The organism is Pedobacter riviphilus (genome assembly GCF_014692875.1).
Lineage (GTDB): Bacteria > Bacteroidota > Bacteroidia > Sphingobacteriales > Sphingobacteriaceae > Pedobacter > Pedobacter riviphilus.
On sequence record NZ_CP061171.1, the window covers coordinates 3,054,443 to 3,075,459 of the forward strand.

The 21,017-nt window shown below is 38.3% G+C and carries 20 protein-coding genes; 9 read left to right on the forward strand and 11 right to left on the reverse strand.

Annotation, left to right across the window (positions count from 1 at the left end; genetic code table 11):
• Positions 1-95: 95 nt before the first annotated feature.
• Entirely contained in the window at positions 96-512 is a 417-nt protein-coding gene (locus tag H9N25_RS12585) for an OsmC family protein (RefSeq protein ID WP_190326100.1), read from the reverse strand.
• A 174-nt stretch (positions 513-686) separates the two neighbouring features.
• Complete coding sequence (gene ispE / locus H9N25_RS12590) at positions 687-1,490, reverse strand: 4-(cytidine 5'-diphospho)-2-C-methyl-D-erythritol kinase (RefSeq protein WP_190326101.1); 804 nt, start codon at positions 1,488-1,490, stop codon at positions 687-689.
• A gap of 169 nt (positions 1,491-1,659) precedes the next feature.
• On the opposite strand from ispE, the gene H9N25_RS12595 reads away from it, so the two are divergent.
• From H9N25_RS12595 to H9N25_RS12620, 6 genes are all read left to right on the forward strand, one after another.
• Positions 1,660-1,917: a hypothetical protein gene (locus tag H9N25_RS12595; protein ID WP_190326102.1), complete on the forward strand. Its 258-nt coding sequence runs from the start codon at positions 1,660-1,662 to the stop codon at positions 1,915-1,917.
• Positions 1,918-1,971: 54 nt separating this feature from the next.
• Positions 1,972-2,766 (forward strand): thymidylate synthase, encoded by a 795-nt coding sequence (locus H9N25_RS12600; RefSeq protein ID WP_190326103.1) that lies wholly within the window; start codon positions 1,972-1,974, stop codon positions 2,764-2,766.
• 256 nt (positions 2,767-3,022) lie between these two features.
• Positions 3,023-3,541: a dihydrofolate reductase gene (locus H9N25_RS12605; RefSeq protein ID WP_190326104.1), complete on the forward strand. Its 519-nt coding sequence runs from the start codon at positions 3,023-3,025 to the stop codon at positions 3,539-3,541.
• Positions 3,542-3,982: 441 nt separating this feature from the next.
• Entirely contained in the window at positions 3,983-6,964 is a 2,982-nt protein-coding gene (gene secDF, locus H9N25_RS12610) for a protein translocase subunit SecDF (protein WP_190326105.1), read from the forward strand.
• 341 nt (positions 6,965-7,305) lie between these two features.
• Positions 7,306-8,640, forward strand: coding sequence for an NAD(P)/FAD-dependent oxidoreductase (locus H9N25_RS12615; RefSeq protein ID WP_190326106.1), 1,335 nt, complete (start codon positions 7,306-7,308; stop codon positions 8,638-8,640).
• Between the two features lie 132 nt (positions 8,641-8,772).
• On the forward strand, positions 8,773-9,633 hold the full coding sequence (locus H9N25_RS12620) for a hydroxymethylglutaryl-CoA lyase (RefSeq protein WP_190326107.1): 861 nt from the start codon (positions 8,773-8,775) through the stop codon (positions 9,631-9,633).
• A gap of 118 nt (positions 9,634-9,751) precedes the next feature.
• Here H9N25_RS12620 and H9N25_RS12625 read toward each other — a convergent pair whose 3' ends face one another.
• The 5 genes from H9N25_RS12625 to fbaA all read right to left on the reverse strand — a co-directional run bounded on the left by H9N25_RS12625 (position 9,752) and on the right by fbaA (position 12,691).
• A complete protein-coding gene (locus H9N25_RS12625) occupies positions 9,752-10,453 on the reverse strand; it encodes an energy transducer TonB (protein WP_190326108.1) in 702 nt (233 codons plus the stop codon).
• Between the two features lie 115 nt (positions 10,454-10,568).
• On the reverse strand, positions 10,569-10,733 hold the full coding sequence (locus H9N25_RS25065; protein WP_255524454.1) for a GNAT family N-acetyltransferase: 165 nt from the start codon (positions 10,731-10,733) through the stop codon (positions 10,569-10,571).
• 8 nt (positions 10,734-10,741) lie between these two features.
• Complete coding sequence (locus tag H9N25_RS25070) at positions 10,742-10,990, reverse strand: GNAT family N-acetyltransferase (protein ID WP_255524455.1); 249 nt, start codon at positions 10,988-10,990, stop codon at positions 10,742-10,744.
• The gene (locus H9N25_RS12635; RefSeq protein WP_167295097.1) at positions 10,965-11,471 is read right to left on the reverse strand and encodes a low affinity iron permease family protein; all 507 of its coding nucleotides are present in this window, start codon (positions 11,469-11,471) and stop codon (positions 10,965-10,967) included. The genes H9N25_RS25070 and H9N25_RS12635 overlap by 26 nt, the downstream gene beginning before the upstream one ends.
• Positions 11,472-11,611: 140 nt before the next feature.
• The gene (fbaA, locus tag H9N25_RS12640; protein WP_167295098.1) at positions 11,612-12,691 is read right to left on the reverse strand and encodes a class II fructose-bisphosphate aldolase; all 1,080 of its coding nucleotides are present in this window, start codon (positions 12,689-12,691) and stop codon (positions 11,612-11,614) included.
• Between the two features lie 310 nt (positions 12,692-13,001).
• Here fbaA and accD point away from each other — a divergent pair, with 310 nt between their 5' ends.
• The 3 genes from accD (at position 13,002) to H9N25_RS12655 (ending at position 16,694) form a co-directional block, all read left to right on the forward strand.
• Entirely contained in the window at positions 13,002-13,847 is an 846-nt protein-coding gene (gene accD, locus H9N25_RS12645; protein ID WP_029276271.1) for an acetyl-CoA carboxylase, carboxyltransferase subunit beta, read from the forward strand.
• A 542-nt stretch (positions 13,848-14,389) separates the two neighbouring features.
• Positions 14,390-14,854, forward strand: coding sequence for a YciI family protein (locus tag H9N25_RS12650; RefSeq protein ID WP_190326109.1), 465 nt, complete (start codon positions 14,390-14,392; stop codon positions 14,852-14,854).
• 292 nt (positions 14,855-15,146) lie between these two features.
• Positions 15,147-16,694 carry a M20/M25/M40 family metallo-hydrolase gene (locus H9N25_RS12655; protein WP_190326110.1) on the forward strand — a complete coding sequence of 516 codons (1,548 nt, stop codon included), beginning with the start codon at positions 15,147-15,149 and terminating at the stop codon, positions 16,692-16,694.
• 200 nt (positions 16,695-16,894) lie between these two features.
• On the opposite strand, the gene H9N25_RS12660 is transcribed toward H9N25_RS12655, so the two are convergent.
• From H9N25_RS12660 to H9N25_RS12675, 4 genes are all read right to left on the reverse strand, one after another.
• Positions 16,895-17,899 (reverse strand): cytochrome d ubiquinol oxidase subunit II, encoded by a 1,005-nt coding sequence (locus H9N25_RS12660; protein ID WP_190326111.1) that lies wholly within the window; start codon positions 17,897-17,899, stop codon positions 16,895-16,897.
• A gap of 6 nt (positions 17,900-17,905) precedes the next feature.
• Positions 17,906-19,228 (reverse strand): cytochrome ubiquinol oxidase subunit I, encoded by a 1,323-nt coding sequence (locus tag H9N25_RS12665; RefSeq protein WP_190326112.1) that lies wholly within the window; start codon positions 19,226-19,228, stop codon positions 17,906-17,908.
• Between the two features lie 478 nt (positions 19,229-19,706).
• Positions 19,707-20,606, reverse strand: a complete 900-nt coding sequence (locus H9N25_RS12670; RefSeq protein WP_167295104.1) for an MBL fold metallo-hydrolase — start codon at positions 20,604-20,606, stop codon at positions 19,707-19,709.
• A gap of 81 nt (positions 20,607-20,687) precedes the next feature.
• Positions 20,688-20,891: a hypothetical protein gene (locus H9N25_RS12675; protein WP_190326113.1), complete on the reverse strand. Its 204-nt coding sequence runs from the start codon at positions 20,889-20,891 to the stop codon at positions 20,688-20,690.
• Between the last annotated feature and the right edge of the window lie 126 nt (positions 20,892-21,017).

Genomic DNA, 21,017 nt, shown 5'->3' on the forward strand with positions numbered 1-21,017 from the left:
TATCAAGATGTGGTGTGAGAACAAAACCGTCATCATAATTTTTTAAGATTTGCTTCTCGATACTTGCTACTTGTTACTTTATCCTCCCAGCCTTGTTATTTGTTTATTTTATAAGTAAAATTAATAGTTGCTGAACGGCCTAAAATGTTCGATACGGAGCAGTATTTATCGAAAGTCATTTGTAGTGCTCTTTGTACTTTGGCCTCGCTTAAATCGCCGAAAAGCTCGAAGTTGATGTCGATCACATCAAAAATCGGGGGCATTTCTTCGTCTTTACGTGTGGCGTTGATGGCAATTTTAATGTCGTTTAAGGGTTCTTTTTGCTTACTAAGTACATTTACCATATCTATACCACTGCAGCCGCCCAAACCAATTAAAAGCATTTCCATAGGCCTAAAACCTTTACCCTCGCCGCCAATAGCAGCTTTTGCGTCCAATTCTACAGTAAAACCACTTTCGTTTTCTGCTTCAAAATTAAATTTACCGCTTTTGCGGACCAGATTGATGTTCATTTTGTTAGTATCAAGTAGTTTGTATCAGGTATCGAGACAATTTACTAACCTTTTCTTAGTATCAAGTAGTTAGTATTAAGTATCAAGGCCATTACTACAAACCTTATTTTTTATTCAATTCTTCTTATTTTTTGCAATAAAACGCTAAGCTCAAAACGCCGTGCACCATGCAAACTAAATATTGTAGAATACTAAATTGTTTTGCTCCAGTTCGGGCAATTTAACCGCTTCGGGGAAAATTGCAAAAACCGACGAGCCGCTACCACTCATTAAAGCGAATGTTGCGCCTGCATCGTATAAACTGGTTTTTATTTGACGAATTTGGGGATACTTTGCGAATACCGATAGCTCGAAATCGTTAATAACCTTATTTTTCCATGTTGTTGGAGGCAAATGTATGATTTCTTTTAACGATTGCAAAGGTTTTTGCGGTTTTACATGCGCATAAGCATCGGCCGTACTAACGTGTACGGGTGGTTTTACCAAAACTTTATACCAGGCTGACAAATCTAGTTCGCACTTTTCAAATTCATCGCCTTTATTAAATGCGTAAACAGGTTTATTTTTGATAAAAAAAGCACAGTCTGCTCCTAACTGGCGGGCGTAATCTTCCATTTTATCAACAGCTATGCCCAAACTGAACTTATCATTTAATAGTTTGATGAGAAAAGCACAGTCAGCTGAACCACCGCCCAAGCCTGCACCCACTGGTATGTTTTTCAATAAATTGATCTGCTGTGCAGGAATATCATAATCCTTTTTCACTAACTGATAGGCTTTAAAACACAGGTTATCATTAGGGTTGCCAGGAATATCGATACCATGAATTTTGCAAGAGGTTACCTCCGCATCAGTAATTTCGACGGAATCCTTGATATTGATCGGATAAAAAACGGTTTCAAGGTTGTGGTAACCGTCAGCGCGTTTTTCGGTGATATTTAAGCCTAAGTTTATTTTTGCGTTGGGAAAAGATAACATTCTAGTCGTGAGTCTGTAGTCAATAGTCTTGAGTCCATAATCTCTAATCAAGCTGGAAACTCATTCTACAAACATACAAAAGTGTTTTTTACTGCTTGTTTTTCTTTTCATTTTATATCGCTAGGCTCTTTGGATCGCAACAGCAGTAATCATCACTCACTTTGTTCCCGTGTTCCGCTTTTATGCTTCGCTTCGTCGTACCTCCTTGCTGCAGGGTAACGCTGCACCCGCGGCTAAGGGGCCAGTGGCTACTTCTATCGGGGTTGATGAAGAAACCGTAAATTACAAACCTGATTGTAGTGGAAAGCCCACAGCGCAGCGAGGACTTGAAATGAAAAGCAGGACAGGTGGTCCGCCATTGGCACAGCACATTCATTTCCAAAAAACAATTATCATTACAATGTTAGTAAGTGAACAGTGTGTATAAAAATGATTCCGAACAGCTGATAAATTTTAGATATTTGTAAATTATCAGAACAGTATGAAACAATATTTAGATTTAATGCAGCATGTGCTCGATCATGGCGCTCAAAAGCACGACCGTACCGGTACTGGAACCATAAGCGTTTTTGGATATCAAATGCGCTTTAACCTTCAGGAAGGTTTTCCGATGGTGACTACAAAGAAACTGCACTTAAAATCTATTATTCATGAGTTAATCTGGTTTTTAACTGGCGATACCAATATTAAATACTTAAAGGATAATGGTGTTCGTATCTGGGACGAATGGGCTGACGAAAACGGCAACCTAGGACCAGTTTACGGCTCGCAATGGAGAAGCTGGCCAACACCAGATGGACAGCATATCGATCAAATTACCAATATCATCAATACGATAAAGAACAACCCCGATTCGCGCAGGATTATTGTTTCTGCATGGAACGTTGCTGAAATCGAAAATATGGCTTTGCCTCCTTGTCATGCCTTTTTTCAATTCTACGTGGCCGATGGGAAGTTAAGCTGCCAGTTATATCAGCGCAGTGCAGATATTTTCCTTGGTGTACCTTTTAATATTGCGTCTTATGCTCTGTTAACCATGATGGTGGCACAGGTGTGCGGTTTAGAAGCCGGAGATTTTATCCATACCCTTGGCGATGCACATTTATACAACAATCATATCGAACAGGCTAACCTGCAGTTAAGCCGCGAGCCAAAAGCATTGCCAACCATGAAAATCAATCCTGATGTAAAAAGCATCTTTGATTTCAAATTTGAGGATTTCACGCTGGAGAATTACGAAGCGCACCCGCATATTAAGGGGATAGTGGCGGTGTAACATTTGTTCACTGGGTCATTAGCCATTGGTTCATTTGTCTGAGGTAATTTCAGATATTTGATATCTGAAGATTGTTATTCAGAACTATATACCACTATATACCGAATTACAAACAATCCACTTAAAGCTTAATGCTTATATTAAGTATATTGGTAAAAATATAAACAAATCGTAACTCAGCCGTCGATGCATGTCAGAATCAAGCGTAACAAACTATGCTTAATGTGTTATGCAGACACTAATAAACTAATGACCAATGACCAATGAACCAAAACGCCCTTCGCTTTCAATAGCCGTAGCGGTAGGCGAAAATTTCGCAATCGGCAAAAACAACCAGCTTTTATGGCACATGCCGGCCGATTTAAAGTTTTTTAAACAAACCACTTCAGGACACACGGTTGTGATGGGCCGTAAAACCTTTGATTCAGTTGGCAGACCGTTACCAAACCGCAGAAATATTGTGATTACCAGAGATACCAATTTACAAATCGATGGTGTTGAAGTGGTAAATGGCTTAGATAAGGCTTTAGAGATTACCAAAACAGAAGAAAAACCAGTATTTATTGTTGGTGGAGCAGAGATATACAGACAGGCTTTACCTAAAACGCAAACACTTTATTTAACCACTATCCATCATAATTTCGACGCGGATACTTTTTTCCCAGAAATAGACCGGAAAGAATGGAAAGTTATCAGCAGTGAACCTCACAAAGCAGACGAAAAAAACAAGTACGACTATACTTTTGAGGTTTTGGAAAGGATTAACTCAATTTAACTGCAAAGTACGCGAAGAATTTTGCAAAAAGCGCAACTTTATTTTATAAGCTGTTCGATTCTTCATCGGAATAAAACGGACAGCAGGACAATCGGGGCCGAAGAAACGCGGGTTTTGCTTTTCAACAAAAGATCTATAAATCACCTTAGAACTCATAGATGAAAAGATGCTTCGTGCCTTAGCATGACAGAGGTTGAAAAAGTTGAAACATCAGCCGGGGGAAACTTAATCCCAAAAGCTGCTACAATTGCTTTCCAAAGCAATTTCATTCTAAATTTAGTTCTCCGAAATAAATTCTGCACGATGAATCTCGAAGGATTATTGCCCGATAAAAATTAATGTTAATAAATTATCAATTAAGGGGTTCTATAATTTAAAAATTTAATTAGATTTGCCGACTTGTTAAAAAACAGCGAAAGACAAAATTATTTTAAACAAACAATGCAAGGAAAAGGTTTTATTAAGTTTATAGCGATAGTATTGGCTATCGTTTGTGCGTACGCACTTTCTTTTACTTTGGTAGCATCCAAGGTAGAAAAAGACGCAAAAAACGCTGCGAAGGGTGATTTAGCCAAAGAAAAGGCTTACTTAGATTCGATGAGTACCGTAAAAGTTTATCCAGTTGTTGGATTTACTTATCAAGAGGTAAAAGCGAAAGAGATTAATTTGGGTCTAGACTTAAAAGGCGGTATGAACGTAACGATGGAGATATCGTTGGCGGAGTTGGTAAAATCATTGGCGGGTAACCCTACTGATGCAAACTTCAACAAAGCAATTCAAAACGCACAGATCCAATTAAATGCCGGTGGTAAAGATTACATCAAAATTTTTGTTGATGAATTCGAAAAATTAAGCCCTGGAGTAAAACTTGCAGATTATTTTTCTAATCAGGATAACGCATCTCAGTTAAAACCTAGTGCAAGCAATAGCGATGTTGAATCTTTCTTAGAAAAAGAAGCAACCAGTGCTATCGATCGTTCATTTACAGTTTTACGTTCGCGTATTGATGGTTTCGGTGTAGTTAGTCCGAACATGCAAAAACAAGAAGGTAGCAACCGTATCTTAATCGAAATGCCAGGTGTACAAGATAAAGAGCGTATTGCTAAACTTTTACAAGGTTCTGCCGAATTACAGTTCTGGCAAGTATACCAGGTACAAGAAGTTGCACCATTGTTAGAAAACATTAATAAAATTTTAGCGGCAACATTAAAAGCTGATGCACCAGCTGCTAAAGATACAACCGCTGCTCCGGCTGCTGGTGGTAAATTAGCAGGTTTAGAAAAAGCTGCTGCTAAAGATACTACAGCTAAAGGCGGCAAACTTGCTGGTTTAGGTAAAAAAGATTCGAGCGCGGTTAAAGCCGAACTGATTAAATCTAATCCATTGTATGCTGTTCTTAACCTTCCGATTTACCAAGGCCAAAACGGGCAACAACAATTAATGCCAGGTGCAGTTGTTGGTATGTCGTTACAAAAAGATACTGCAAAGGTTAATGCTTACTTAAAACTTCCTGAAGTTGCTGCATCTATTCCGTCTACGATGAAATTTATGTGGAGTGTTAAACCTAGAGAAGGTTCGAAAATTTTCGAATTATATGCAATTAAAGTAGTTAGTGCCGATGGCAAGCCAGATTTAGGTGGTGAGGCAATCAGCGATTCGCGTGCGGATTTTGATCAAAAAGGCAAACCAGAAGTAACCATGTACATGACCAGCGAAGGTTCTGCAAAATGGAAAAAAATTACTGCCGAGGCTGCTGCTGATCCAAACAACAAAAAATCTATTGCAATTGTATTAGATAATCAGGTTTATTCTGCTCCTACCGTGCAAAACGAAATTGCTGGAGGTGTTTCATCAATCACTGGTAACTTTACTCAGGCAGATACTAAAGATTTATCTAACATCTTAAAAGCTGGTAAATTACCTGCTCCTGCACGTATTGCAGGTAGCTACGTAGTTGGTCCAACTTTAGGTGCACAAGCTATTCACGATGGTTTAATCTCATTCGTAATTGCCTTCATCGTAATCTTAATCTTCATGGCGTTGTATTATCACCGTGCAGGTTGGGTTGCTAACTTCGCATTGTTAATCAACTTATTCTTCATCATTGGTATCCTGGTATCACTTGGTGCAGTATTAACCTTACCTGGTATTGCTGGTATCGTTTTAACCATTGGTTTATCGGTAGATGCAAACATCCTTATTTTTGAGCGTGTACGTGAAGAGCTTGCGCATGGCAAGAACACTGCTTCGGCAATTAAAGAGGGCTTTAAACATGCAATGCCTTCAATTATCGACTCAAACGTTACCTTATTTATTTTAGGTGCTATTCTTTACGTTTTCGGTAGCGGTCCGGTTCAAGGTTTCGCAACTACCTTATGTATCGGTATTCTTTCATCATTATTTGCTGCTGTAGCCATTTCGAGAGTAGTTTTCGAATCTTTATTAAACCGCAAAATCGATGTAAGTTTCGATAACAACATTACCCGTAACGCATTTAAAAACATCAGTTTCAACTTTGTTGGCCGTCGTAAAATTTACTACGTAATCTCTACCATCATTATTATTGCTGGTATTGGTATGTATTTCAAAAATGGCGGTTTAAACTTAGGTGTAGACTTTAAAGGCGGTAGAACTTACTTGGTTCACTTCGATAAAGCTGTTAACACTGAAGATTTAAAAACTAAGTTAAACCCGGTTTTCGGTAACGAAACGCCTGAGGTTAAAACTGCAGGTGAAGATAGCCAGGTAAAAATTACCACTACTTTCCACATCGAAGATCAGGATATTAAAACTGATAAAGTTGTAGAGGATGCTTTAAACAAAGGTTTAGCAGGTTCTAAATATGAAATCGTAAGCTCACAAAAAGTAACGCCTATCATTGCAAGTGATATTGTAAACGGTGCTTTCTATGCGGTATTGATCTCATGTTTATTCATGTTTATCTACATCGTAGTACGATTCAAAAAATGGCAGTATGGTTTAGGTGCGGTAATCGCATTGTTCCATGATGTGTTAATGGTATTATCTTTCTACACTATTTTAGATGGTATTATGCCATTCTCATTAGAAATTGGTCAGGATTTTATCGCAGCAATTTTAACAGTAATGGGTTACACCATGACAGAGACTGTTGTTGTATTCGACCGTATCCGTGAGAAATTAAAAGAATCTGGTAAAGAAGATTTACATGGCGAAGCCCGTAACAATTTAATCAACTTCGCGTTAAACAGTACATTAAGTCGTACCATCTTAACCTCATTAACCGTATTTTTCGTATTATTGGTAATCTTTGTTTTCGGTGGCGATAGCATCCGCGGATTTATCTTCGCGTTGTTAATCGGTCGTATCATCGGTACATACTCATCACTATGTATCTCTACTCCGATCGTAATTGATCTGGGTAGCTCTGCCGAGAAAAAATAAGAGGTTAATTTCTTAAAATATATAAGCGCTCCGATGTATCGGGGCGCTTTTTTTGTGCCCGCTTTTTTACTACGAAGGCACAAAGTTTTTTTTCGAAAAGCTAGGGCTGTGGTTCTTCGGTTCCGATAGTCCTGCTGTTCGTTTTATCCCGATGAAGAATCGGGATGCCCACTCCCATCAGGTTTATTTACCTTTAGTCAGTACAATAAACCACAAAATCGCCCTTCGTCATCCCAACGTTATATCTCTGGTAAAACATCAATTGATCAGCTTAAAAGCTCATGTTTTAAACCTTTTGGCTATCTTTTTGTTACATTAGCAATTAGATAAACCGATACAAAATGGATTTACAACTTCCTAAAAGCGAATACCCTAGAGTAGTTATAGTTGGCGGTGGATTTGGTGGAATAGAGTTAGCTAAACGTTTAAAAAACAAACCCTTTCAGGTGGTTATGCTCGATAAACATAACTATCATACTTTTCAACCCTTACTTTATCAGGTAGCTACAGGAGGTTTAGAAGCAGATTCCATAGCATTCCCCTTAAGAAAGATTTTTAAAGGTCAAAAGAACCTGATTTTTCGCGTAACCAAAGTTACAGAAGTTAACGCAGCAGAAAACTGTTTACAAACCGACATTGGTAGAATCAATTACGATTATTTGGTTATCGCCACGGGCTCTACCAGTAATTTCTTTGGTAATAAAGAAATTGAGGCCAATGCAATGCCAATGAAATCCATCCCCGAGGCGTTGGATTTGAGAAGTTTGATTTTACAGAATTTCGAAAAATCACTGATCGAAAAAGATGTACATAAAAAAAGTGCCCTATTAAACTTTGTTGTAGTGGGCGGTGGCCCAACAGGTGTTGAAACCTCAGGGGCTATTGCAGAGCTTAAAAAACATGTTATTCCGAACGATTATCCAGAAATGGATTTTAGTAAGGTGAATATTTACCTGATCGAAAATTCGCCAGAATTACTGGGTGTTATGTCGCCACAGGCACAGAAAAAAGCCAAAGATTTCCTTACCGATATGGGCGTTCAGATCATGAACGAAACCAGGGTACTGGGTTATGACGGACATACACTCACTTTACAGGATAAGGCACCAATTCTAAGCTCTACCGTAATTTGGAGTGCGGGTGTTAAAGGACAAGTATTAGCTGGTTTAGATAAAGCTGAAGTGGTAAGAGGTGGTAGATTGAAAACTGATACGCAAAATTTAGTGGTGGGCTATCAAAATGTATATGCCATTGGTGATGTCGCCGCTATCATTGATGAAGAAACGCCTAATGGTCATCCAGGAGTTGCGCCAGCAGCTATTCAACAGGGTCATCATTTAGCGAAAAATCTGATCAACATCAAAGAAAATAAACCGCTAGAGAAATTTAAATACTTCGACAAAGGCTCTATGGCTACAGTAGGCAGAAACAAAGCCGTTGTAGATATTGGAAAAATCCGTTTTCAAGGCGTTTTTGCATGGTTTACCTGGATGTTTGTACATTTAATGACCTTGGTAGGCTTCAGAAACAAAATTATTGTTTTCGTAAACTGGGTTTGGAGTTATTTCAGTTATGATCGCGGGACCCGTTTAATTATCAGAACCTTTGCAAAAGATCGAAGTGTAGATTATAGAGATGAGGTACCAGCAGTAAAAGAAGAAGTTAAGGTTTCTTAGTCTTTAGTCTTTAGTCTTTAGTCTTTAGTCTTTAGTCTTTAGTCTTTAGTCTTTAAGGCAACTTTGATGATAAAAAATTGTTTCTCTTTTCTTTGCGAAAAACTTTGCGCATTTTGCGGTTAAACCAAAAATATGAGCCAAAACAACTTCAAATTAGTAGAGTGTCCACGTGATGCCATGCAAGGATTGCACGATTTTGTTCCAACCGAACTTAAGGTTGAGTATTTGAACCTCTTGCTTCAGGTAGGTTTCGATACACTCGATTTTGGAAGTTTTGTATCACCGAAGGCCATTCCACAAATGGCAGATACAGCTGAAGTTCTGGCGCAATTGGATCTAGGCAACACGAATACTAAACTTTTGGCCATTGTAGCCAATTTAAGGGGCGTAGAAAGCGCTGCAAAGCATCAGCATATCAATTACCTTGGATTTCCCTTTTCTATCTCTGAGACCTTCCAACAACGTAATACCAATTCAAGTATTACACAATCGTTAAGTACGGTAGAAGAAATGCTCTCTCTTTGTGCTAAAAATAATAAAAAAGCGCTCGTTTATCTCTCGATGGGCTTTGGAAATCCTTATGGTGATGAATGGAATTATGAAATTGTAGAAAAATGGGCCGATGTACTCGTGAGTAAAGGTGTAGAGATTTTGTCGTTGGCAGATACCGTTGGCATATCCACGCCGGAAAAGATAGCCACTATATTACCTAGATTAATTTCAAGATTTAACGGCACAGAAATCGGTATTCATTTACACTCCACACCTGTTGAACGGTTCGAAAAGATAGAAGCCGCTTATCATTCTGGCGTAAAACGTATTGATTCGGCTTTAAAAGGTTTTGGCGGCTGCCCCATGGCCGCAGATGACCTCACAGGTAACATTGCTACCGAAGATGTAATTGGCTATTTGAATGCACAAGGAGAAAATTTAAGCCTTAACATGGATAAATGGAATGAGGCAATGGTTTTATCGGGGAGAATTTTCGGGTAGGTTTTTCTTAACCAGCAAACACTGATTTACTCACAATAAAGATTACTTTCTAAAAATAATTCGCTTGTCAACATTAAGTGAATATCAATGATCTCCCATATATAGATTTTCGCGGTAATTAGTTAAAATTAAAAGGAAGAGTGAATCTCACATCAATAAGCTTCCCATCTTGCTTACCAGGTTCCCATTTTTTCATCAATTTTACTACTCGTACTGCCTCAGCATCTAAAAGTGGGTGAACACTTTTAATTACTTCTGGATCGATTACATCACCATCCTTGGTTACAGTAAAGCGAACAACTACTTTACCTCTCACTCCTTCTTTTTCCAATTCCCGTGGATACTTTGTATTTTTTGAAATAAATTCCGAGAGTGCAGACATTCCTCCTTCGTAAGATGGTGCTCTTTCTATGAATGCCATACCTTTTTCACCTGTTACTGAATTTGTTACTTTAACAAGGTCAGGAGCTTTTTTTAACGCACCATTTTCATCCCATTCTACAACGTTGATCATTTTGCCTTTCTTAAAGACAGATTCCATTTTTTTCTTTCCATCTGGATAAAACCAAACAAAATTTCCATCTTTAATATCAGGATTAAGCGAAGAGTATGTCCCCTCCATTTGTGTCGTATCTGTGCTATAAAAATCTTTCACAAAGAAAGTTCTACGATCTGTATTCTCTTTTATAATTCTGTAATAATGTTTATTTGCCTTATCAGTTTTCACCCATTTAGAATCAAAATAGACAGTATCTATTTTCTGGGCCTTTGATACCATTACCATTCCAAAAAATGATAGTATCATAAATGTTCTTTTCATTATTGTGAACTAGATATTTTTATTATTATAAAATCTCATGGTGGAACAATTGCCATTTTTCCAATCGAAATAAATTTGACTTAATTTGAGTTATGAAATCGTTTTTTAAGGTAATCTAAACTTTCTTTACCATTTTAAAATGCTGTATACCAGCTTCCTCAAATTGCTCTCCCTCAGCTACAAAACCAAACTTAGCGTACAAACTCATAGCATCTAACTGCGAGTTCAGGTAAATATAATGCGCATCCTCTGGCAGATCAGATAATGCCTCGGCAATCAAGGCACGACCTACCCCTGTCCTCTAAAATCCTTTAAAACCGCAAAACGCTCCAACTTATAACCATTATCCGTTTTACGCCATCTGCAGGCACCACAAGGCTGTCCGTTATTGGTTGCCAGAAAATGTATAGATTCATCTTCATGTTCCCATTCCAATTCGGGCGGACAGTTCTGTTCGTCTACAAATACAATCTTACGGATAGCAAATACTTTATCTAAATCTTCGGGATGATTAACTTTTTGAACGTGGAGACTCATTATCGTGGTGTTTAAAGTGTTTATTCGATTTTAATTTCATTTCATTTAACGCCTCGGCAACATCAATTGAATGCGAACAATGAATATCGGCCTCTTTTTTGGCAAGAGTGGCAATCGTAACGTAAAATTTATGCAATTGATCCAATTCTTTTTCGCTCAAGTCTTCAATATCTACCATCCGGTTACTTGCGCCTTGCTGTGCAGCAATCAGTTCATTCAATTTCAACTGAATGGCCTTACCATCTTTATTCTGCGCTTTCTGGATTAAAAAAACCATCAAAAAAGTAATAATTGTTGTACCCGTATTAATCACCAATTGCCATGTTTCAGAATAATTAAACAAAGGGCCGGTTAATGCCCAAATGATTACAATCGTCGTTGCAGCAATAAATGCAATCGAGCTGCCCGTAAATTTGGTTGCCGCATTAGCGAACCTCTCAAAAAAGTTATTTTTTTTTGTTTCGTTTTTAGATTTTGCCATTACAATTTGTTTGTTTAAATATAACCATAAAACAAACAAAAGCGCCATAAGTTTTTAAACCCATGACGCTTTTATGATTATTGAATGATTGATTTTTTGAATGATTGAATAAAAATCCAATCTTAAAAAACTATCAAAAATTACAGTTTATCGTTAACGTTAATACAGTTTAGATCTTCAAAAGCAGTAGTTAAACGCTTAACAAAAGCTTCTTCACCTTTACGTAACCAAACACGTGGATCGTAATATTTTTTATTTGGCTTATCATCGCCATCAGGGTTACCAATCTGGCCTTGAAGATAAGCTTCGTTCTTTTTATAGTATTCTAAAATACCTTCCCAAAATGCCCACTGCATATCAGTATCGATATTCATTTTAATTGCGCCATAAGAAATTGCTTCCCTGATTTCTTCCTGAGTAGAACCAGAACCACCGTGGAATACGAAATTGATTGGTTTCTCTGCACTTAAGCCGAATTTTTCTTTGATAAAATCCTGAGAATTTTTCAAAATTATTGGTTGCAATTTTACATTACCTGGCTTATAAACACCATGCACGTTACCAAAAGCAGCAGCAACTGTAAAGCGGGGAGAAACTTTGCTCAATTCTTCATAAGCATAAGCCACTTCGCTAGGTTGAGTATATAATTTAGAGCTATCTACATCGCTATTATCTACACCATCTTCCTCACCACCTGTAACACCAAGTTCGATTTCGATAGTCATATTCATTTTAGCCATGCGAGCTAAATATTTAGCAGAAATTTCCATGTTTTCTTCGATCGACTCTTCCGATAAATCCAACATGTGTGATGAAAACAAAGGTTTTCCGGTTTCAGCGAAGAATTTTTCGCCGTAGTCTAAAAGTCCATCAATCCAAGGCAATAATTTTTTAGCCGCGTGGTCGGTATGTAAAACCACGGCAACACCATAATGTTCTGCCAATAAATGTACATGTTTAGCAGCCGATACAGCTCCTAAAATACATGCTTGCAATTTCTCGTTATCTAACGATTTACCAGCATAAAACTGGGCACCACCATTAGACAATTGAATCATAACAGGCGAATTTACTGCCTTAGCAGTTTCCATTACTGCATTTACCGTATTGGTACCGGTAACGTTTACTGCTGGTAAAGCAAACTGATGTTTTTTAGCCTGCTCAAACAATTCTTGAACGGCATCTCCGTAAATTACGCCTTTGTAGCCTTTTAAACTCATTTCTTGTTAATTTTATTAAGTCCGAAGTTATAAAAAAAAATAACATTACAAGCTTTTCTTACCACAGAATTATTTGCCTAACAGCAAAATAAAGCCTATTTAGTGTAAAAAACACATTATCCTTAGTGTAAAAAAGACACACCTCAGTTTTCAGTTTGCAGTTGCCAATAACCAAATACCAGTTTTCAATTACCTGCACAATTGGCAATCTACTATCAACCAACTAAACATTGACTATTTTTACATCTAATAAAGGTTCGACTTTATTTTATTTTTCGTTTCTTTGCAATCCAATTCTTCAAAAAATTATATGGCTTGGTTTAAGAGAGAAAAAAAAGGTATCATCACCACAACAGAAGAGAAAAAAGAAGCACCAGATGGCTTGTGGAATAAATGTCCGAATTGTAAAAAACCGCTACATCAGGCAGAACTTCAGGAAAACAAATATGTTTGCCATTACTGCGATTACCACCTGAGAGTAGGCTCAAAAGAATATTTCGAGGTTTTATTTGATAATAACGAGTTTAAAGAGCTGTTCCCTAACCTAACGTCTGGCGACCCTTTGAATTTTAACGATAATAAACCTTACACCGATAGAATTAAAGAAAGTCAGGCTAAAACGGGCTTAAAAGACGCTATCCGTGCCGGTGTTGGTAAAATCGAAGGACAAGACCTCGTAATAGCCTGCATGGATTTCGCTTTTATCGGCGGGTCTATGGGTTCTGTTGTGGGCGAAAAAATTGCAAGATCGATCGATTACAGCATCAAACATAAAATTCCGTTCCTGATGATCTCAAAATCAGGTGGTGCACGTATGATGGAAGCCGCATTTTCATTAATGCAAATGGCTAAAACATCAGCCAAACTTGCTTTATTGGGCCAGGCTAAAGTTCCTTACATCTCTTTATTAACCGATCCGACTACTGGTGGTGTGACTGCGTCATACGCCATGTTAGGCGATATTAATATTGCTGAACCAGGAGCGCTGATCGGTTTTGCTGGTCCGCGGGTAATTAAAGAAACCATCAAAAAAGATTTACCGAAAGGTTTCCAAACTTCAGAATTCGTTCTGGAGCACGGTTTCCTTGATTTTATTGTAGATAGAAGAGCCATGAAAGCTAAATTGGGCGCTTTTATTAAAATGATGAACAACTAGTTGGTTCATTGGTCTTGGTGCCAAAAAATGAATTCATAATATTTAGAAAGCAGGGCTTGAATAACATCGGTTAGTTCAGTCCTGCTTTTTGCTTCAAGTCCTCGCTACACTCCGGGCTTTACGCGGCAATCAGGTTTATTTAACATGAGCAAGTGGTTCTTTTGAGCGCGGCTCATAACGAGTCTATTAAACTCCCCCCAAACTTAATACACATGTGGGCGCAAACTTTAAATCCCTCTAACCTTTCCGAAGAACGCATCCGGCATCAGAAGATTTGGAAGCAAATGCAAATAAATCTTTGTTGCAGTCCGTTTTAATAAGTATTGAAGTAAGAAATCCTACGAGTATGCAGGAATAAACAAAAAACCACTACCCCTCACACGGCTTAAGATTGCGTTTAAAGGTTTATTTAGGATTTGCGACAAAGATTCGCAAGCCTTGATTTTTGTTTCCTTTTATTAAGAAAAAGAAAGAAGCCCGTCTGGCCAAGACAAAACCGCTACTTTTTTTCTTATTTTTAAACTAACCAAACCATAACTAAAATGAAAAAGATATTCTTATTAATCTCCCTGATCACCGTTACGCTCGTTATACAAGCGCAGGAGAAAAAAGCCAAGGCCCCTTATGATGAAACTTTAGCTAAAAAACTCGGGGCCGACAACTACGGCATGAAAATGTATGTGCTGGTTATACTAAAATCGGGTACAAACATTACAGAAACAAAAGCAAAAACCGATAGTTTATTTGCAGGCCACATGGCTAACATGGGCAAAATGGTCGAGATGCAAAAACTCGTAGTTGCTGGTCCGATGGGTAAAAACGATAAAAATTATCGGGGAATTTTCATTCTAAACACAAAATCGATCGAAGAAGCCAAACAATTGTTAGAAAGCGATCCGGCAATAAAAGCCAAGTTACTGGAACCAGAATTATATAATTGGTATGGCTCTGCAGCCTTAGCTGAGTATTTGCCATTTCATGATAAGATCCAGAAGAGTAGTTTTTAGGGTTGTTTGCTAAATGGTGATAGTGAGGTCAGATGTTACCATCTGACCTTTCATTTTTTTTATTGAATCATTAACTATTGTCTTCGATTTCCAGGTTGATGGCCACCAACTTCAATCCTTATTTCAACTATATATCCTCAGGCCTTACAAACCAAGGGTAAAAGATTGCTTCGTCGGCTGAAAAAGTCTTTTCGCAATGACGATCCTCATACTGCAACATTTCCATTAACATCCTTCAACCCTACTCCTTATTTCATAAATTAGCTTATCAAATAATCAACCCTAACTCATTATGAATAAAAAACTACTATTTTCTGCGCTATGGCTATGCACTTCAACCTGCATATTCGCGCAAGACAAAAAAATAATCGACAATATTGTTAAAGAAGTGAACGAAAATTCTCAATTGGAGAAACTTGCGCACGAACTTTTAGATGTTGTAGGGCCACGTTTAGTTGGTTCACCACAAATGAAACAGGCCAACGATTGGGCAGTTAAAAAATATAGTGATTGGGGCATCTCTGCCAAAAATGAAAAATGGGGCGAATGGGCAGGTTGGGAAAGAGGCATTACCCATATCGATCTGGTAAGTCCGCGTGTGCGCACTTTAGAAGGCACGCAATTGGCCTGGAGCCCATCAACCAATGGTAAAGCCATTAATGCAGAAGCGATTATTTTGCCAGAAATTACCGATTCGGTATCTTTTCAGAAATGGTTACCCAATGTAAAAGGTAAAATTGTATTGATTTCGATGAACCAGCTTTCTGGCCGACCAGAAAAAAACTGGGAAGAATTTGCCACAAAAGATTTATTCGAAAAATTTAAAAAAGAAAAAGCCGATGCCACTAAAGCATGGACAGCCAGTATAACTAAAACGGGTTTAACCGCAAAAACGCTTCCTGTAGCTATAGAAAATGCAGGTGCAGTAGCAGTAGTGATCAACAATTGGTCGCAGGGTTTTGGCGTAGATAAAATTTTCGGTGCAAATACTAAAAAGATCCCAACCTTAGATTTATCTGTTGAAGATTATGGCCTGGTTTACCGTTTGGCCTTAAATGGAGACAAGCCTAAATTAAGAATCGAGGCAGATGCTAAGAAGTTGGGCGTAGTACCTACTTTTAATACGATCGCAGAAATTAAAGGCACACAGAAACCGAATGAATATGTTATGCTATCGGCACATTTCGATTCGTGGGATGGTGCAAGCGGTGCTACCGATAACGGCTCGGGTACCATTTTAATGATGGAAGCCATGCGCATTTTAAAGAAAATTTATCCTAACCCAAAACGTACCATTTTGGTTGGCCATTGGGGTAGCGAAGAGCAGGGCTTAAACGGCTCCAGGGCTTTTGTAGAAGATCATCCAGAAATTGTAAGCAATCTTCAAGCTTTATTTAATCAGGATAACGGTACTGGCCGCGTGGTTAACATTGGCGGACAGGGTTTTGCCAAATCGAAAGATTACATTACCCGTTGGCTGGCTGCAGTACCAGACACCATTAAAAACCAGATCAAAACCAACTTTCCAGGATCGCCTGGTGCAGGAGGCTCAGATTTTGCTTCATTTGTAGCTGCCGGGGCTTTAGGTTATTCATTAAGTTCTACCAGCTGGGATTATGGCACATATACCTGGCACACCAACCGCGACAGCTACGATAAGTTGGTTTTCGATGAAATCAGAAGCAATGTAATTTTAGCTGCCATCATGGTTTATATGGCATCAGAAGATCCTGAAAAAACTTCAACCGAAAAAGCAACCGATTTACCTGTTAACGAACGTACAGGCAAACCAGCAACCTGGCCTGTTCAGACTAAATCTAATAGAAAAGGTGGTATGTAGATAAAGAATAATTTAAAAGAGCATTTGGAAACAGGTGCTCTTTTTTTGCAATTCTGAATATGCAGTCATTCTTAGTCATCGCCAGCTCGTCATTCCCGTGAAAACGGGAATCCTAAAGCTTATTGCGCTTCATTAAGATTCCCGCCTGCGCGGGAATGACGGCCGATTTTAAAATCTATCAATAGTAGTATTAATTTTTTTTACTCCTCTTTCTTCTGAAATTTATAAAACAGATACCCTAAAAAAGGCAAAATCAATACACTACCTAATAAAAGAGCCAAACCTAAACTATAAATGGTTTTTTCAGGTCCGGCAGTTTCTAAAAGCGAAATCGCATTTCCGCTTTTTAAACGGATGAAATTCGGGAAATGGGCATAGCTTATTGCCAGGAGGATCATCGTCACCTGGAAGCCTGCCAAAATGCGTAAAACCTTGGTTTTTCCTTTAATCAACAGGTACCATAACAACACAAGGGATAAACTGGCCGAAATAATGGCCAATAAACCGACATTACTCTTAAAAACCCATTCAATTAAAGGAATTCCATCACGCTGTGCAGCAATAAATACCATTGCACCAAAAACTACAGCTGCCACATTCATAAATTCGGCCTTTATAATAAACCGGCGTTTATCATGTGCTTCCTTCGTTTCACCTATAAGGTAAATCGCAGCAAGAAAACCACAGAGCGCGACAGTAAATAAGCCTACAGCAACAGAAAACCAGTTTAACCAGCCAGAAATATAGGCCGTATAGAAATCGGTTGCCTGCGTATCGATATGCCCCGAGATTAAACTTCCTGCAATAATGCCGAGAAATAATGCGGTAACAAAACTCGAATACCTGAATATACGGTTATAAAACCACTGCATATCATCTTTAACAGCATCGTAATGGCGAAATACAAAGGCGGTGCCGCGCGCAATAATTCCGATAAGCATAATCGCCAATGGAATATGCAGATAAACAGACATGGTGGTATAAATATGCGGAAAACCTACAAAAAGGATTACAATGGCAATAATTAACCACATATGGTTTGCCTCCCAAACCGGGCCAATGGCATGATACATGGTTTTACGCGTCCTGCTCCTGTTTTTGGTTGAGGTAAAAAGCTCTATAATACCAGCGCCAAAATCGGCCCCACCCAATAAAAAGTAAAGCAGGATAGCCATGCATAAAAATATAATTACAACTTCTTTCATCTGCTCTTATTTATTAGATTCGGGATTATTGTACAATACAGGAACCATTTTAATCTGGCGGTAAAGCAAAAATGTTACGATAATGCTTAAAGAAACGTAAATTGCCGAGAAGATATAAAACGAGTAAGCAATACCAGGCATCGGCGTAACGGCATCTTTAGTGCGCATAACGCCATAAATAATCCACGGTTGCCTACCAACCTCCGTCACTACCCAACCAGCCTCTAAAGCGATGTAACCAAGTGGAATGGCCACAACAAATAATTTCAACAAGCAGCGTTTCTCGGTTAGAGGTTTCTTTTTAAATAGAATAAAGAAATAAGTTAAGGATACTAAAAGTAGCAGCGTGCCAATTCCCACCATAATCTGGAAAGCATAATGGGTTATAGCCACTGGAGGATGTTCGTTTTCAGGAATCTGATCTAAGCCCTTAACTTCAGCATTGAAATCGCCATGAGCCAGGAAACTTAATACCCCTGGTACCTCGATTGCACCTTTCACCGTTTTATCTTTCTCGTTAACAATGCCACCAATCAAAAGTGGTGCAGGCTTTTCTGTTTTATACAACGCTTCCATTGCAGCAAGCTTAGCAGGTTGGCGTATGGCAACATCTTTTGCAGAGAGATCGCCACTTAATGGCTGTAACAAAGCAGCAATGCAGGCAAATACAGCAGCTATTTTAAAAGCTTTTAAATGAAAATATGCATTTCTGTTCCGTAAGATCATTAAAGCATGAACGCCTGCCACAGCAAATCCTGTAGCGGTAAATGCGGCCAGGCACATGTGCAACGCCTGACTAAACCAGGCTTTATTAAACATGGCCTGTATGGGATCGATATTAAGGTATTGCCCGTTTACAAAATCGAAACCCGTCGGGCTGTTCATCCAGGCATTTGCGGCAACTACCAAAATCCCAGAGGCCAAACCACTTACGCCAACTACCATTCCTGTAAACCAATGGAACCATTTATTTAGCTTATTCCAGCCATATAAGAAAAAGCCAAGGGCTATAGCTTCGATAAAAAAAGCTGTTCCTTCAAGAGAAAAAGGCATTCCGAATATCGGTCCGGCATGATCCATAAATTTTGGCCAAAGTAATCCTAATTCGAAAGATAACATGGTACCCGATACCGCACCAGTAGCAAAAAAAATGGCTACACCTTTGCTCCAGGCCTTTGTAAGGTTTTTATACACCTCATCGTTTGTTTTAAGCCATTTATAATGCGATACGGCCATAAAGAAAGGCATAACCATGCCGATACAGGAAAAAATGATGTGGAAGCCTAACGATAAGGCCATTTGGGAACGGGCTGCAATAAAATCATCCATGGGCTGTAGATTTTGAATTGTAACAAATATAGTTGTTAAACACTAAAGCCTACGGTAATTCAATGACGTTGAAAGAATTATTTTAAATATAGAACGTTTATAAATTGAAAAAAGATTTGGTTGTTCGTTGCTACATGAACACCAAATTTCAAGGTTGTCATCCTGAAGGATAATTTATTTTATAAAAATCTACGAATGATAGGGGTGGTAATGAATTATATATTGCGTGTCGTCATTCCCAACTTGATTGGGAATCTTAATGCAATGAGCTTTAAGATTCCCGCCTGCGCGAGAATGACGATCATTCTAGTGGATTCTTTCAATGTATCGGAGTCGAAGGATTGTCCATGGAATTAATTCGTTCAAAAATTTATTAGCAAAAAAATTCCTTTCCCGATAAATTAGGTCATGATAATAATTACCGCTTATAAGATTGCTTCGGCGGCTGAAAAAGCCTTCTCGCAATGACGAAAATCTTCTAAACCCCTTTCAGCTCATCATAAGCAGCAGTTAAACTCCTTTGTATGCCATCTCCCTGCCATTCAGGTGCATTTGGAATTGTAGCTGTTTTTAAGATATCTTCTTTGCTTTTGCCAGCTTTAATTTCTCCGCCAACAAAAGTTAAAAGATTCTGAAGGTAATTTTGAAAAGCTTTAACATCTGCTTTACTTCCTGTTACTTTTTCGGGGTCTAAGCTGTGCCCCCAGATAAACAGGGTATCATTATCAAACTGGGCTAAAATTTTATCCAACGCAGTGATCCAATTGCCAATGTGTGCCCCATTTTCTCTATCAATATAAGGAAATTTACGATTGAAGACTAAATCGCCCACATGGACAATATTGGCATGCTCAAAATGGTAAACGGCATCGCCATTGGTATGGCCAGAACCATAATAATAAGCTTTTATGTTCTCATTCCCTACTTTTGCTGTCCACTTTGTTCCAAAAGTAGCATCGGGTAGTAATTGCTTATCTAAATTATTTGCTTTCTCTGCTGCTCTTTTTTGGTTCACCAGTGAGTTTTGATGTGCCACAACTTTCTCGGCTAAACCTTTAAAGGAGATATTCCCGGAGGTATGGTCGCCATGATGATGCGTATTAATTAGGTATTTGAAAGGTTTTTCACCTAGTTTTTTTAATTCTTCGATCACATGAGGTGCAGTAGCCGGAAATTGAGCATCTACCACTACAAAACCATTGCTAGAATTTAGCCATCCTATTGTACCACCTTGCTCTGTAAATATACCTACATTATTACGCAATGGTTTAAAGTTATAAGCACGTAACAATTCTTGCTGTGCAAAAACATCTGTTTTATAAATTGACAGTAAGGCCATTGCCAATGCCGAATTCTTAATAAAATTTCTTCTTTCCATTTTGGGATTAAGCTAAAAAAACCACAGCAATTGCCGTGGTTTAAATTTAATCATTTTGTTCGTTAATTATATTCTGAGCTATTATATTCCTGAACCTGGTGTCGGTCCCGGCTCGTGCCCAGGCCCCAGTGGATTATTCTTGCGTTTATCATCTTTGTTAAAAAGATTAGTGGTTATTTTCGATGATTTATTTTCATCTAAAGAATCATGATCTCTCACATCTCCTACTTTTTTATCTAGCAAATCGTTCTCAACAACTTTACCTTTTTCCTTATTTGTTTCCATAGCAATTGTAAATTGATGTATTAAAGGAACAAGTGAAAAATAAGATTGTTTTTTCTTAGCTGTTTTGGGAATGGGTTTGGCGATTTAAATTTTCTAGTCTTAGTGTTTCACGAATACCTCTCCATT

Excerpts from the sequence above, each read along its gene's own strand:
- H9N25_RS12585 (WP_190326100.1), bottom strand. The coding sequence starts at position 512 with ATGAACATCAATCTGGTCCGCAAAAGCGGTAAATTTAATTTTGAAGCA.
- ispE (WP_190326101.1), bottom strand. The coding sequence starts at position 1,490 with ATGTTATCTTTTCCCAACGCAAAAATAAACTTAGGCTTAAATATCACC.
- H9N25_RS12600 (WP_190326103.1), top strand. The coding sequence starts at position 1,972 with ATGAAACAATATTTAGATTTAATGCAGCATGTGCTCGATCATGGCGCT.
- H9N25_RS12605 (WP_190326104.1), top strand. The coding sequence starts at position 3,023 with ATGACCAATGAACCAAAACGCCCTTCGCTTTCAATAGCCGTAGCGGTA.
- secDF (WP_190326105.1), top strand. The coding sequence starts at position 3,983 with ATGCAAGGAAAAGGTTTTATTAAGTTTATAGCGATAGTATTGGCTATC.
- H9N25_RS12615 (WP_190326106.1), top strand. The coding sequence starts at position 7,306 with ATGGATTTACAACTTCCTAAAAGCGAATACCCTAGAGTAGTTATAGTT.
- H9N25_RS12620 (WP_190326107.1), top strand. The coding sequence starts at position 8,773 with ATGAGCCAAAACAACTTCAAATTAGTAGAGTGTCCACGTGATGCCATG.
- H9N25_RS12625 (WP_190326108.1), bottom strand. The coding sequence starts at position 10,453 with ATGAAAAGAACATTTATGATACTATCATTTTTTGGAATGGTAATGGTA.
- H9N25_RS25070 (WP_255524455.1), bottom strand. The coding sequence starts at position 10,990 with ATGAGTCTCCACGTTCAAAAAGTTAATCATCCCGAAGATTTAGATAAA.
- H9N25_RS12635 (WP_167295097.1), bottom strand. The coding sequence starts at position 11,471 with ATGGCAAAATCTAAAAACGAAACAAAAAAAAATAACTTTTTTGAGAGG.
- fbaA (WP_167295098.1), bottom strand. The coding sequence starts at position 12,691 with ATGAGTTTAAAAGGCTACAAAGGCGTAATTTACGGAGATGCCGTTCAA.
- accD (WP_029276271.1), top strand. The coding sequence starts at position 13,002 with ATGGCTTGGTTTAAGAGAGAAAAAAAAGGTATCATCACCACAACAGAA.
- H9N25_RS12650 (WP_190326109.1), top strand. The coding sequence starts at position 14,390 with ATGAAAAAGATATTCTTATTAATCTCCCTGATCACCGTTACGCTCGTT.
- H9N25_RS12655 (WP_190326110.1), top strand. The coding sequence starts at position 15,147 with ATGAATAAAAAACTACTATTTTCTGCGCTATGGCTATGCACTTCAACC.
- H9N25_RS12660 (WP_190326111.1), bottom strand. The coding sequence starts at position 17,899 with ATGAAAGAAGTTGTAATTATATTTTTATGCATGGCTATCCTGCTTTAC.
- H9N25_RS12665 (WP_190326112.1), bottom strand. The coding sequence starts at position 19,228 with ATGGATGATTTTATTGCAGCCCGTTCCCAAATGGCCTTATCGTTAGGC.
- H9N25_RS12670 (WP_167295104.1), bottom strand. The coding sequence starts at position 20,606 with ATGGAAAGAAGAAATTTTATTAAGAATTCGGCATTGGCAATGGCCTTA.
- H9N25_RS12675 (WP_190326113.1), bottom strand. The coding sequence starts at position 20,891 with ATGGAAACAAATAAGGAAAAAGGTAAAGTTGTTGAGAACGATTTGCTA.